Here is a 12,688-nt window from a genome sequence, read left to right as displayed (position 1 = left end):
ACGCAACAAGGCTTACAATTCCAACCGGGAAACTTGCCCAAGTTTCCCATTCCCCTACCAGACGGGCGAACGGAACTTGCAAGCCATGACGGCAAAAACCCTCGATAAAACACTTCTCGCATCACGGCAGAAGCAAGCCGCTCAGGATGTGAGCACGGCGCCGACAGATGATGAAGAAGCCGTCTGCCTGCGCCTGCGCACGGCACGCATCGAGCATGGCCTTACGCTTGAAGCCCTTGCGGAGCTATCCGGATTCACAAAGGGCTATCTATCCAAGATCGAGAACGGGAAAAAGGCGCCGCCGATTGGCTCGCTGGCTCGCATCGCACGCGCCATGGGCATGGAACTGAGCTATTTCTTTGTCGACACGGATGCCGCGGACGCGGTCTCGCCCGAAAGTGCCGACACCCCCGTCTCCGTGGTACATCATTGGGAGCGCAAACCCGTGTTTCGCGGCGGCAGCGCCTACGGGTACGACTATGTGAGCCTGGCGCACAAGAAGCAGCGCAAGCACATGGACCCCTTCATGTTTACCTTCCCCTCCGAGATCAATCTCGACTTCTTCTTCGAGCATGCGGGAGAGGAATTCGTCTTTCTCCTGTCGGGGAAAGTCGAATTCGAGTTCAAAGTCAAAGGCAAGCTTCAACGCTGCATCCTGGAAGCTGGCGACAGCCTTTACTTCGAGTCCAGCACGCCGCATCGGGGCCGCGCCCTGGAGGGCGATGCACAGGCAGTGGTGGTTGTAATGGAGCCTGCCGAGCCAGACCTCAAGTGAGACGTAGCAAAACGGCAGGCTAGCGAAATGAGTAAGTTGCCCAAAAGGAAACAATGTCATAAGATTGGGAAACAACCCACTCGGAGACAACACCATGCGCATCGCGGTCGTTTTGTATGAACACATTGAGCCCATCGAACTCGCTGTCATCGGGACGCTATCGATGGCGAAACGCGTGACGGAGAAGCTCTCGTACTTCACCGTTTCAGAGCACGGCGGCATGGTCCGGTTGCAGAACGGGCTGCGCGTCGAAACCGACTACGCGTTCGCCGATGCGCCGCCGGCGGATGTCGTGATCGTGACCGGAGGCCCGGGCTGGCGCGAGCAGGTGCATAACAATGGCATGCTTTCGTTTATCCGCCGGCGTCACGCCAGCGGCGAGCGCGTGGCGAGCGTATGTACGGGCGCCATGATCCTCGGGGCCTCCGGCCTGCTCGAAGGCAAGACCGCCACGACAAAGTTTCCTGTCACAGGACCAGAGGAATGCCCGGGCACCACCCTGGCCAGACTATATCCGGACACGCAAGCCGTCCAGGCGCTGGTGGTCGATGAAGGCGATGTCATTACCGGCGGCGGCGTGACGCTCGGCATTGACCTGACGCTCTACCTCCTTGAGCGGTACCTCGGCTCCGAAGTGAGCCACGAGACGGCCCGCATCATGGAGTATGACGCGGCGCTGGACGCCAACCGGCGACGCCTGCGCACGCTCAGGCATGCTGCCTGACCAGTTGCTTCCTAGCGCGCAGCAGCCGTAGGAATGAGCACGGTCACGCTCAGCCCTTTACCCGCACCTGCATCCTCGTTGGCGTAATCCATTGCGACAGTGCTGCGCTTTGTTGGACCGATGCCGCCTGCGGTATAGTCCTCGCGTTCAATTTCGGTGGAGAGATAGCATGGCGGAGAAAAAGGTTCGGGTGTYGCATATCGGTGTTCCCGGCAACCTGAGTGTCTTGAAACTCAAATCGTATCTGCGGACGGCCTTTGCCAATGCGGCGCAAACGGAGAAAACGGAGAGTGAGGAGGAAATCCTGCTGATCAAGGTGCTTGTTCCCCGCCCGCTCGGCTTGCGTGCGGGGGAGAAGCTATTTGACAAGGTGCTGCAAGGCATCGTCGACAAGGACTCCCGTATTACCCGCGTCTCGGTTGAGTTCGTCGATGGCGAAGTTACGCAGCAGACCATTGACGCTAGCATGGCGAGGATCCAGAAGGAACTGGATGAGTTCGGGCACGTCTTGCACGAACGTTCAGAGGATGCGAGCGGGGATTGATCTAGGCCGCGGCGCATGGCAAGCGCAGCTTTCCATGCAACGCGCAAATCGCATCGACACACCAAATGAATCTTCCGCAGAGACTTCGCTATCGTCCTGGCGTTGCGCGCTGAGGCGGGCAAGGGGCACGGAGGGAGATCGCCGGCGACAGTGGGCGTCGGCGCTCCCCATGTCGCGGAATGGCGTCCCTTCCTACGCGCTCAATTCATAGTCGTCGACCCCGACCACGGTCCGAAGCGTATCGGCGTAGGCCTTGCGTAGATTGCGGGCTTCCCCGGTCCGATCGAACTGCCTGGCGGCTTCGGCAATCAGCCCGGGAAAGGCATTGCGTTGCGCCACGTCGCGGAATGCGAACACACGGCACTGCGTCCCGCTTTTGCCGCACGGATTGGCTTGGGTCAGGCAAAGCACCTCAAGGAAGGCACCATCGGCAAAAGCAACCTCGTCGATGGGCTCCACCACATTCCTCAAGTATTGCCGGTAGGCCAGTTCCTGGCCAGGCAACACCTCGAATCTAAATACGCGGATGCATCCTATATGCTGCGCGATCCAGTTTGAAATCATGGAATCTCTCAGAAATTGTGCCGCATGCCGATCTGGACAGTGCGAGCCGTTGGGTTACCCGGTCCGACAGTGCCCCCGGCGTACAAGCCACCGCCAAGGGAGTACTGTGACCCATTTTTATTGAGAATGCGCCCTGACGCGGCGAACAAGACCGTGCGCTTTGACAATGCGTAGTGGCCGCCGATGGCAATGAGATTGGTGTTTCTGTTGGCCACGCCTTGCGTACGGTCCTTGACCAGCACGAACTGGGCGATAAGCGTGGCCTGCGCACCGACGCCGTACTTCACGCCGAAGGGAAACATGTCGTAGACCTGCTCCGGCCCCTTTGTTGACGGCGTATTTGCCTGGCTATTCCAGTCGCGGTGCCAGCCGGTAAACAGCTTCGCCGGCCCCACCGTGTAGTTTCCCCCCATGCTGAAGGCCTGCAGCTTTCCCGTGTCGGTCGCGTTGCGCTGTGTCACGAAGCCGATGTTGAAGTCGGCGAGGTCGTTCTTCTGCCGCGTGGACACGCCCCACATCCGCCCGGCCCGCTGGTTCCCCGCGACCTCTCCTGGTGCGTACATCACGTAAGTGACACCCGGCCAGCGATCCGGGGACGTCCATAGGATGGAGTTGTCGACCCGCCCGAGCGTGGCACGCGCCACGCCGGCGGGAATAATGGCCGGAAGGCCGCCGGCCAGCCCTGCGTTGAACGCATCGATGTTCCAGAACATCCGGTTCTCGGGAGAGTACTGGCGACCGAACGTCAGCCGGCCCAGCTGCTCGCTGGAAAGACCCATGTATACCTGGCGCCCGAACAGCCTCCCGCCTTGCTGGGACATCCCGTCGTCTGCCCCGAAGCCGCTCTCCAGCCAGTAAACGGCGCTCAGGCCCGGCGAGATGCGCTCGACCCCCTTGATGCCGAAACGCGAACCCCAGTCGCTGCCGCTCTGCAGGCGTGTCAGCGTTCCCAGTCCTTGCTTCGAGATATCGAGTGCCATATCCACGACACCAAAGACCGCCGATTCGGCCTTTGCGTCCGAGGTGCAGACCGAGATGCTCAGCCCCGTCACAGCAGCCAATGTTGCGGCATTTGTCTTCATAGCTTTCAAACCGTTAAGCAATACGAGGGCCACACCCCCGCCTGGAACGAGGGAGGGAAGAATTGGAACGCTTGATTGAAGTGCTTGAGGCTTGAGGCTTGAGGTGCGCCGACGTGGCCTGCTGTACTACAAGCCGATGGCCGTCGGCCCCAGAATCCGTCGGTGCTTGAACGCCGGAATGGCTTCGCGGACGCTGCGCAAACGGTCTTGGCTCATCTCGCCGATGACAACGCCTTCGCCCTGGGGCAGGCTGGCAACCACGTCTCCCCATGGGTCGATCAACATGCTGTGGCCAAACGTCTGCCGCTGATTGGCGTGCGTCCCGCCTTGCGCCGCGGCCAGCACATAGCACTGGTTCTCGATCGCTCTCGCACGGAGCAGGATCTCCCAGTGCGCACGGCCAGTGGTTTGCGTGAATGCCGACGGCACGAGGATGAGGTCCACTTGCCGCATGGCCCGGTAGAGCTCCGGAAAGCGCAGGTCATAGCAAATGGATAGCCCCACGCAGCCGAACTCCGTCCGCGCCGTGACCATTTCGGTGCCCGCGACCATCGTCCGGCTCTCGTCAATGTCGCGGGTGCCATCCAGGTAACTGAACAGATGCAACTTGTCGTAGCGCGCCTTCACCTCTCCCGTGGGCCCGAACAACAATATCGTGTTGGTGACCTTTGGCGCTTGCGTGGTAGCCAGCGGGAGCGAGCCGCCCGCGATCCATACGCCGTGCTGCCTCGCCTTGGCGGCCAGGCAAGCCTGGATCGGCCCCTCGCCGAACGCCTCGGCAATCGCGAACTTGTCAGTCTCGTGAAGACCGATCTGGCAGAAGTACTCGGGCAGAAGGACAAACGTGGCACCGCCGTGCACGGCTTCATCGATCAGGTTTTCCGCGACGGCAAGGTTGTCCGGCAGGCTCGGAGAAGACACCATTTGAATGGCGGCGATTTTCATTTTCCGGCTCTCCGCTTCAGTCCATTTCCGCGTGTGAGGTGGTAACGATCTTGCGCCAGGTCAGGGCATCGCGCTGGATCGTCTCTGCAAATTTCGCGGGGCCATCGCCAACCGGCTCCGCAATCTGCCTGGCAAAGGCATCGCGCACCTCTGGCCGCGCGAGTACCTCCTTCACGCTCTGGCCGATCCTGGACACCACCTGGACCGGCGTTCCACTGGGGGCGCATATTCCTACCCACCCCGTAAAACTCAGCTCGCTCAGGCCCTGCTCGGCCAGCGTGGGCACCGCGGGAAGCTGCGGCAGGCGCTTGGCCGTCCCTGTCGCCAGGCCCTTCACGCGGCCGGATTCAACGAAAGGCAACGCGGAGATGACGCTATCCATCATCAAGCTGACGCGACCGGCGGTAAGGTCCGTATATGCGGGCGTCGAGCCTTTGTAAGGCACATGCTGCATGTCCAGGTGGTTCCGCATTTTCATGGCCACTCCGGCAAGATGCGGCGTCGTCCCGTTGCCGCCAGATGCGAAGTTGTACTTGCCGGGCTCGCGCTTGGCCAGGTTGATGAATTCCTTGAGGGTGTTGGCGGGAATTTGGGGGGCTGCCACCCAGATGGTCGGCGTATTGACGATGTGGCTCACCGGGACCAGGTCCTTGATCCCATAGGACAGCTTTGGGTATAGCGCCGTGGCGACCGCCAGGTTCCCGGTAGAGCAAAGCAGCAAGGTGTAGCCATCCGGCGGCGCCTTGGCGACGAATCCCGCGCCGATCGTGCCACCGGCGCCGGGCCGGTTGTCGATAACAAGGGACTGCCCGAGCGCCGTGCTCATCGCGGCGGAGATCAGGCGCGCGACCAAGTCGTTCCCTCCTCCCGCGGGAAATGGCACAACCAGCGTCACGGGCTTGGCCGGCCAGTCGGCCGACACAGCAAGGGTTGGTACCGCGCAGCACAGTGAAGCGAGACTGGCGGCGGCGAGGCAGAACAATTTGGGCATGCGGCATCTCGGTGGCATGAGTGTGATGAAGCAACACACTTGACGAGCGAGATCGTGCCGTAAGCCGCGGCGCTGGTAAAACAAATAAAAATTACGCTCAGACAAGGAAATTTTGACTTCCTCCCTCCTGTCAGCCGATTCCTAAGAGATCCACGCCATGTTGGCGAAGGTATCGACGACGGCCTGCTTGACAGCGGCCACCGCCGGATCGCGAAGGACGTCCATCCGCCACGCCAGTTCAATGGGATCGCGGGGCAAGGCGACCGGGCACGGCAGTACCTGGAAGCCGCCCAGGCCAGCCAGGGCGTGCGCGGCATGCGCAGGCAGCGTCGCGATGGTGTCGTTCCCGCGGAGCAGGAACGGCACGGCTGCGAAGTGGGTGGTCGAAACCTCCACCCGCCGCTTCAGGCCAAGCGCGGCAAGGGCCTCGTCGACAATGCCCACAAAGCCGCCGGAGGAGATCAGGATATGCTTCCTACGCACGTATTCCTCAAGCGTCAAGCCACGCGCTGGCGCGCCAATGGCAGGCACCAGGCAGGCATAGCCCCCCATCCCGAGTACATGCTTCGCCACGGCCCGCGATGCCAGTCCCCCCGCTGCCACGATGAGGTCCACGGAGCGATCCACCAGCATTTCCACGGCCTTCTGACTGTGTGTCTGCCGAAACAGCAAGCGGATGCCGGGCGCCATTTCCGCCAGGCGGTCGACGAGACGGCGCCCCATGGCGATCTCGTAGTCATCCGAAAGCCCGATGGAGATCGTCCTTTCGTGAAAGACGTTGCCGCCCGGCGCCACCATCGAAAGGCTCTTGCGGCAGTGGTTCAGCGCTTCACTGACCACGGGCTTCAGTTCCTGCGCGCGCGCCGTGGGGCGCATGCCACGCCCGGCTCTCTCGAACAGCGGGTCGCCATAGACGCGGCGCAGGCGGCCGATCGCCGCGCTCACCGCGGACTGCGTCAGGCCCAAGCGGATCGCGGCTCGGCTGGCGCCGCCCTCCTCGTAGAGCGCCTCGAAGACCTTCAGCAGGTTGAGGTCCATCGCCTCAATATCTATGGCATTCATATCAGATACATCCCAATCCACCTTGATTCATGATGGCGTGGGCGTGAACATAGCGCAACCCTCTTCCCGGAGCCACACCTCATGCCCGCTTCCATCGTCGCCGCCCTCCAGATTGGTTCCTCCCCCTCGGGAAAGGCCGAAACCCTGGCCAGGATCCTGGCGTTCGAGGACAAGATCCTCTCATCCTGCGCAAGCGTCGTCGTCATGCCGGAGGCACTCCTGGGCGGATATCCCAAAGGCGAGATCTTCGGTACGCGGCTGGGTTATCGCCTGCCCGAGGGCCGCGACGCATTCGCCAACTACTTCGAGAACGCCATCGACGTACCCGGCCCCGAAACGCAAGCGCTGGCGGCGCTGTCCACGCGCACGGGCGCGAGCCTCGTGGTGGGGGTCATTGAACGAGACGGCAATACGCTGTACTGTACGGCGCTGTTCTTCGATCCCGCCGCTGGTCTCGCCGCGAAGCACCGCAAGTTGATGCCGACGGGCACGGAGCGCCTCATCTGGGGCCAGGGAGACGGCTCGACGTTGCCTGCCCTGCAGACATCCGCCGGGCGCGTGGGCGCTGCGATCTGCTGGGAGAACCACATGCCCCTGCTACGCACGGCGATGTATGCCAAGGGCGTGGAGATCTGGTGCGCACCGACCGTGGACGAGCGCGATATCTGGCAGGCGTCGATGCGCCACATTGCCCATGAGGGCCGCTGCTTTGTCATCAGCGCCTGCCAGGTCCAGGCCTCGCCGCGGCAACTCGGCATCGACGTACCGCATTGGGAAGCGGATCGCCCGCTGATCCGCGGCGGCAGCGTGGTCATTGGACCGATGGGCGACATCATCGCCGGGCCTTTGCTGAATGCGGAAGGCCTAGTAGCCGCCGAGATCGATACCGACGAGTTGGTGCGCGCACGCTACGACTTTGACGTAGTCGGCCATTATTCTCGCCCGGATGTCTTTTCGATGACGGTTGACGAACGGCCGAAGACATCGGTCAACTTCCAGACCTGAGGCGGACAGGCGGGGGAGCCCGAGCCGTAAGCCATGCGCAGGATGCCAGCCCATGAACCTTCGATTTCTTGAAACATTCGTCTGGGCGGCCCGGCTGCGCAGGATGACCCTGGTTGCGCAGCGGCTTCACGCCACCGATGCCACCATCTCCGCGCGCATCGCCGCGTTCGAAGCAGAGCTGGGCGTAAAGGTTTTTGTCCGGGAAAAGGGAAAGCAACTGTGCCTCACCCCGGAGGGCGCCGAGATGCTGGCGCCGGCGGAGGAGCTGCTTGCCCTTGCGGACGCGTTCACCCAGCGGTTTGCCGCARAGGATGCAATGCCCAGCCAGATCACCATCGGCATGAGCGGCACGGTCGCCGGGGCAATACTCGAGCCGCTGGTTGACGTGCTTTATGCCAGATGGCCTGACGTCAATATCCATCTGCCTTCTCTCACCAGCACCGACATTCGGCACAAGCTACTAAGCGGCGCGCTCGATATTGGCCTTCTCCTCGGCAGTGTCAACGAACCGAACGTGGACAACCTGAAGCTGCTGGAGCTTGACTACGCCTGGGTCGCGAGCCCCCGCCTGATTCCCGGCAACGTATCGCCGTCGGTCGAGGCGCTAAAACAGCAGATGTTGCTCTCGTATCCAGTCGATTCGGACCTCTTCGCCTCGGTTGCCACCTACTTTGACACGCCGCATCTGGCCGGCTTCAAGCTGAACGTTCTCAGCTCCTTGTCCGTGATGTTGCGCCTCGCCTGTGCTGGCGTTGGATACGCGGTGCTGCCCGTTGACCTCATCCGCAACGAGCTCGATACAGGAACGCTAAGATTTCTCGGGCTCTCCCGGCCGTTCCCGACGCAGACATACTTCGCTTCCTTCATCGATCTGCCGTCGACCCCCTTGCGCCGTATCATCGCCGAGTGCATCCGCGATATTGCGCGGCTACCGTCGCGGGCGAACGCGTGATGCATGTTGCGCACGCCGATGCACAAGGAGGGCAGGCACCATCGGCACACGCGCCAGGGCAACCGGCCCAGGTTTTCAACAAGAAACATAATTCTCATGCCTTCGGGAAAGACCCGGATGGCTAGCAAACCCACCTTGTCAAGGCACAGTCATGCGTTCTCAAAAGCCCGCTTCATCGTCCTCCCCCGCCCTCGGCCTGCGCACCCTCGCCGTGCACGCCGGACAACATCCGGATGTGTCGACCGGCGCCATCGCGCCGCCCATCGCTGCCACCTCGTCGTTTGCCTACGACGATTTCGACGCGGGCGCGCGGCGCTTCTCCGGGGAGCAGCCGGGCTTTCTCTACAGCCGTTTCGCCAACCCGACCGTGCAGACCTTCGAGGCCAAGATGGCTGCGCTGGAAGGCGGCGAAGGCGCGGTGGCGTTTGCCAGCGGCMCGGCTGCCATCACATCGACGCTGCTCGGGCTGCTCTCGGCGGGCGACGAGGCCATCTACGTCGGCACGCTCTACGGCGGCACCGACGGGATCATGCGCAACCTGCTGCCCCGCCTTGGCATCCAGACCTTTGCCGTGCCCGACCTGGCGAGCGTGCAAGCCCGCCTGAGCGAGCGTACCCGGCTGATCTACGTGGAAACGCCGGCCAATCCCGTCATGGGCATCATCGACCTGGAGGAAACGGCCCGTATCGCGCGGGCGGCGGGCATCCTCAGCGTGGCCGACAACACCTTCGCCACGCCTTGCCTGACCCGGCCGCTGGCGCTCGGCATCGACGTAGCCGTGCATTCGGCCACCAAGTACATCGGCGGCCACGGCGATGCCACGGGCGGCGTCGCTGTCGCCCGCGGCGAGCTGATCCAGCGCATCCGCCCGACCGGCATGAAAGACCTGGGCGGTTGCCTGAGCCCGCATGAGGCCGCCATGCTCATCCGGGGGCTGAAGACGCTGCCGCTGCGGATCGAGGCAGCCTGCGACAACGCACAGCAGATCGCACAGATGCTGCATGGCCATGCCGCGGTCGAGCGCGTCTACTATCCGGGCCTGCCCTCTCACCCCGGCCACGAGATCGCGCGTGGCCAGATGCGGCTGTTCGGCGGCATCCTGTCGCTGGAACTGCGTGGCGGCCGGGCAGCGGCACGGCGATTCCTGGACCGGCTGACACTGGTCACGCAGGCGGTCTCCGTGGGCGATGCCGACTCGCTCGCCTGCCATCCCGCCTCCACCACGCATAGCGCTGTCGCGGAGGATATACGCTTGCAGAACGGCGTCACGGACGGGCTGGTCCGCCTCAGTGCCGGCATCGAGGATGCACCGGACCTGCTGGCGGATATTGCGCAGGCGCTTGCTTAACGCACCCAGGGCCCATCGGACTCCATGCGCACGCCATAGTGCTCCAGCCCCCGCGCGTGCAGCTCCGGCGAGATCGCGCGCAGCGCGGCAATTGCCACGTGGTACCGGTCGATCTCGAAGAAGCGCCGCAGCGCCGCGCGCGTATCGCTGCGCCCGAAGCCATCCGTGCCCAGGGCGGTGAACGGCGCGGGCAGGTATGACGCGATAAGCTGCGCATAGGCCCGCACGTAATCGGTCGCGGCAATGACCGGGGTTGCGCCCGGCAGGCAGCGCTGCAAATGGCTTTCCGTTTCGCCACCGCTGGCGAACAGGCTGGCGCGCTCGCATTCGCGGGCGTCCCTGGCCAGTTCGGAGAAGCTGGTCACGCTCCAGATCTCTGACTTGATATCCCAGTCGCTCGCCAGCAGGTCCGCGGCGGCGATGACTTCGCGCAGGATGGCGCCCGAGCCGAGCAGCCTCACGCTGGTGGCGGCGCCTTCGGGTCCGCGCGTGCCGTAAAGGTACATGCCCTTGATCACGTCGTCATGCGCGTCCTCGCGTAACGGCGCCTGCACGTAGTTCTCGTTGTTGACGGTCAGGTAGTAGAACTCGTCGCGCTGTTCTTCCAGCATGCTGCGCGCGCCGTGATGGATGATGACCGCAGCCTCGCTGGCGAAGGCCGGATCGTAGGCGCGGCAGTTCGGCACCGTGGCCGCAATCAGCTGGCTGGTGCCGTCCTGGTGCTGCAGGCCTTCGCCGGCAAGGGTGGTACGCCCGGCCGTGGCGCCGATCAGGAAGCCCCGCGCGCGCTGGTCCGCCGCCGCCCAGATCAGGTCGCCGACGCGCTGGAAGCCAAACATCGAGTAATAGATGTAGAACGGCAGCATGGCCACGCCGCTCACGCTGTATGACGTGGCCGCGGCCGTCCACGAGGCCAGCGCCCCGGCTTCGGTAATGCCCTCTTCCAGCAACTGCCCTTGCTGGCTTTCCTTGTAGTACAGCATCGAACCGGCATCCTCCGGCTCGTAGAGCTGGCCCATGGGCGAGTAGATGCCGATCTGCCGGAACAGGTTGGCCATGCCAAAGGTGCGCGCCTCGTCCGCCACGATAGGCACCACCCGCGGGCCGACGGTCTTGTCCTTGATCAGGTTGGTGAACAGCCGGACCACGCCGGTGGTGGTGGAGACCGCGCGGTCGTCCGGCTCCATGGCGAAGCGGCCGTACTGCATCAGTTCCGGCATGCGCAGCGCGGGCGCGGTTCGCGCACGCGCCGGCAGGTAACCGCCCAGCGCCTGGCGGCGCGCGCGGAGGTAGGCCATCTCGGGACTGTCCTCGGCCGGCTTGCAGAAACGCAGCGCCGCCACGGCATCGTCGTCCAGCGGCAGCGCAAAGCGGTCGCGGAAGGCCAGCAGCGCGTCGATGTCCAGCTTCTTCTGCTGGTGCGCCGTCATGCGGGATTCGCCCGCCTCGCCCATGCCGTAGCCCTTCTTGGTCTTGGCGAGGATCACCGTCGGCCGGTCCTTGTGTTCCTGCGCGGCGCGGAATGCGGCATACAGYTTGCGGAAATCGTGCCCGCCCCGGCGCAGCGCATCGATATCCGCGCTGCTCATGCTGGCGGCCAGCGCTTTCAGTYCGGGGTCGCGGTTGAAGAAGTGCGCGAGGTTGTAATCGCCATCCTTGGCGCCAAGGTTCTGGTATTCGCCATCCACCATCGCGGCGAAGCGCCGCAGCAGCGCGTGGCTGGTATCCCGGGCGAACAGGGCATCCCACTCGGAACCCCAGACCACCTTGACCACGTTCCAGCCGGCGCCGCTGAACAGCGCTTCCAGCTCATTGATCACCTGCCCGTTGCCGCGCACCGGGCCATCCAGGCGCTGCAGGTTGCAGTTGATCACGAAGGTCAGGTTGTCCAGCTTCTCGCGCGCGGCGAGCGAGAGCGCGGCGAGCGATTCCGGCTCATCCATTTCGCCGTCGCCGAACACGCCCCAGACGCGGCGCGCCRCGGTGTCGGCAATGCCGCGATGGCCGAGGTAGCGCAGGAAGCGCGCCTGGTAGATGGCGCTGATCGGGCCAATGCCCATCGAGCCGGTCGGGAACTGCCAGAAATCCGGCATCAGCCAGGGGTGCGGATAGGAGGAGAGTCCACCGCCGCCTGTTTCCTGCCGGTAGCTGGCGAGCTGGGCTTCGGACAGCCGTCCTTCGAGGAAGGCGCGCGCATAGACACCCGGCGCGGAATGCGGCTGGAAGTAGACCAGGTCGCCCTTGCGCTCGCCCTCGTCCGCGCGGAAGAAGTGATTGAAGCCCACCTCGAAGATCTCGGCGGCGGAAGCATAGCTGGCCAGGTGGCCGCCAAGCTCCCCATAGGCCTTGTTGGCGCGGACCACCATGGCCAGCGCATTCCAGCGGATGATCGACGTCAGTTTTTGCTCGAGCGCCAGGTCGCCGGGATAGCGTTGCTGTTCGCCCACGCCAATCGTGTTCTGGTAGGCCGAGTACGGATTCGCCCTTGGCCCCAGGCCGAGATGGCTCGCATGCTCGGCAAGGCGTTCCAGCAGGAAGCGCGCGCGCGGGGCACCGCTGGCGCGGAAGACGCCGGCCAGGGCGTCGAGCCATTCGCGGGTCTCTTCGTGGTCGGGGTCGTGGCTTTGGCCTGAGGCAATCTCGATGGCGGCGGGCTTTTGCAGGGCACTCATTGCGGTCTCCGTGGGCTTCGTTCT

12 protein-coding genes are annotated in these 12,688 nt (G+C 63.8%); 6 read left to right on the top strand and 6 right to left on the bottom strand.

Annotated elements, in window-relative coordinates:
- Positions 1-85: 85 nt before the first annotated feature.
- The 3 genes from AC1DN0_RS16335 (at position 86) to AC1DN0_RS16325 (ending at position 2,043) form a co-directional block, all read left to right on the top strand.
- Positions 86-775 carry a helix-turn-helix domain-containing protein gene (locus tag AC1DN0_RS16335; RefSeq protein ID WP_477103696.1) on the top strand — a complete coding sequence of 230 codons (690 nt, stop codon included), beginning with the start codon at positions 86-88 and terminating at the stop codon, positions 773-775.
- 94 nt (positions 776-869) lie between these two features.
- On the top strand, positions 870-1,499 hold the full coding sequence (locus tag AC1DN0_RS16330; RefSeq protein WP_441634997.1) for a DJ-1/PfpI family protein: 630 nt from the start codon (positions 870-872) through the stop codon (positions 1,497-1,499).
- 169 nt (positions 1,500-1,668) lie between these two features.
- Positions 1,669-2,043 (top strand): hypothetical protein, encoded by a 375-nt coding sequence (locus AC1DN0_RS16325; RefSeq protein WP_477145850.1) that lies wholly within the window; start codon positions 1,669-1,671, stop codon positions 2,041-2,043.
- A gap of 192 nt (positions 2,044-2,235) precedes the next feature.
- Here the strand turns inward: AC1DN0_RS16325 and AC1DN0_RS16320 are convergent, their stop codons facing one another.
- The 5 genes from AC1DN0_RS16320 to AC1DN0_RS16300 all read right to left on the bottom strand — a co-directional run bounded on the left by AC1DN0_RS16320 (position 2,236) and on the right by AC1DN0_RS16300 (position 6,687).
- A complete protein-coding gene (locus tag AC1DN0_RS16320) occupies positions 2,236-2,607 on the bottom strand; it encodes a hypothetical protein (RefSeq protein ID WP_441634993.1) in 372 nt (123 codons plus the stop codon).
- 8 nt (positions 2,608-2,615) lie between these two features.
- The gene (locus AC1DN0_RS16315) at positions 2,616-3,689 is read right to left on the bottom strand and encodes a porin (protein WP_441634991.1); all 1,074 of its coding nucleotides are present in this window, start codon (positions 3,687-3,689) and stop codon (positions 2,616-2,618) included.
- A 126-nt stretch (positions 3,690-3,815) separates the two neighbouring features.
- The gene (locus AC1DN0_RS16310) at positions 3,816-4,634 is read right to left on the bottom strand and encodes a carbon-nitrogen hydrolase family protein (protein WP_441634989.1); all 819 of its coding nucleotides are present in this window, start codon (positions 4,632-4,634) and stop codon (positions 3,816-3,818) included.
- Between the two features lie 16 nt (positions 4,635-4,650).
- A complete protein-coding gene (locus AC1DN0_RS16305; RefSeq protein WP_441634987.1) occupies positions 4,651-5,625 on the bottom strand; it encodes a Bug family tripartite tricarboxylate transporter substrate binding protein in 975 nt (324 codons plus the stop codon).
- 141 nt (positions 5,626-5,766) lie between these two features.
- Complete coding sequence (locus tag AC1DN0_RS16300) at positions 5,767-6,687, bottom strand: LysR family transcriptional regulator (protein ID WP_441634985.1); 921 nt, start codon at positions 6,685-6,687, stop codon at positions 5,767-5,769.
- 81 nt (positions 6,688-6,768) lie between these two features.
- Here AC1DN0_RS16300 and AC1DN0_RS16295 point away from each other — a divergent pair, with 81 nt between their 5' ends.
- From AC1DN0_RS16295 to AC1DN0_RS16285, 3 genes are all read left to right on the top strand, one after another.
- Positions 6,769-7,692, top strand: coding sequence for a carbon-nitrogen hydrolase family protein (locus AC1DN0_RS16295; RefSeq protein ID WP_441634983.1), 924 nt, complete (start codon positions 6,769-6,771; stop codon positions 7,690-7,692).
- A gap of 52 nt (positions 7,693-7,744) precedes the next feature.
- A complete protein-coding gene (locus AC1DN0_RS16290) occupies positions 7,745-8,644 on the top strand; it encodes a LysR family transcriptional regulator (protein WP_477145849.1) in 900 nt (299 codons plus the stop codon).
- Positions 8,645-8,795: 151 nt separating this feature from the next.
- The gene (locus tag AC1DN0_RS16285) at positions 8,796-9,992 is read left to right on the top strand and encodes a trans-sulfuration enzyme family protein (protein ID WP_477145848.1); all 1,197 of its coding nucleotides are present in this window, start codon (positions 8,796-8,798) and stop codon (positions 9,990-9,992) included.
- Here the strand turns inward: AC1DN0_RS16285 and mdeB are convergent.
- Positions 9,989-12,664 carry an alpha-ketoglutarate dehydrogenase gene (gene mdeB / locus AC1DN0_RS16280; RefSeq protein WP_477145847.1) on the bottom strand — a complete coding sequence of 892 codons (2,676 nt, stop codon included), beginning with the start codon at positions 12,662-12,664 and terminating at the stop codon, positions 9,989-9,991. The two genes, AC1DN0_RS16285 and mdeB, sit on opposite strands and share 4 nt — an antisense overlap.
- Positions 12,665-12,688: the final 24 nt, after the last annotated feature.

The organism is Cupriavidus sp. 05N39, from assembly GCF_056397325.1.
This window is presented reverse-complemented; position numbering and strand designations above follow the sequence as displayed.

Coding starts and splice junctions, on each gene's coding strand:
- AC1DN0_RS16335 (WP_477103696.1), top strand. CDS start 86: ATGACGGCAAAAACCCTCGATAAAACACTTCTCGCATCACGGCAGAAG.
- AC1DN0_RS16330 (WP_441634997.1), top strand. CDS start 870: ATGCGCATCGCGGTCGTTTTGTATGAACACATTGAGCCCATCGAACTC.
- AC1DN0_RS16320 (WP_441634993.1), bottom strand. CDS start 2,607: ATGATTTCAAACTGGATCGCGCAGCATATAGGATGCATCCGCGTATTT.
- AC1DN0_RS16315 (WP_441634991.1), bottom strand. CDS start 3,689: ATGAAGACAAATGCCGCAACATTGGCTGCTGTGACGGGGCTGAGCATC.
- AC1DN0_RS16310 (WP_441634989.1), bottom strand. CDS start 4,634: ATGAAAATCGCCGCCATTCAAATGGTGTCTTCTCCGAGCCTGCCGGAC.
- AC1DN0_RS16305 (WP_441634987.1), bottom strand. CDS start 5,625: ATGCCCAAATTGTTCTGCCTCGCCGCCGCCAGTCTCGCTTCACTGTGC.
- AC1DN0_RS16300 (WP_441634985.1), bottom strand. CDS start 6,687: ATGAATGCCATAGATATTGAGGCGATGGACCTCAACCTGCTGAAGGTC.
- AC1DN0_RS16295 (WP_441634983.1), top strand. CDS start 6,769: ATGCCCGCTTCCATCGTCGCCGCCCTCCAGATTGGTTCCTCCCCCTCG.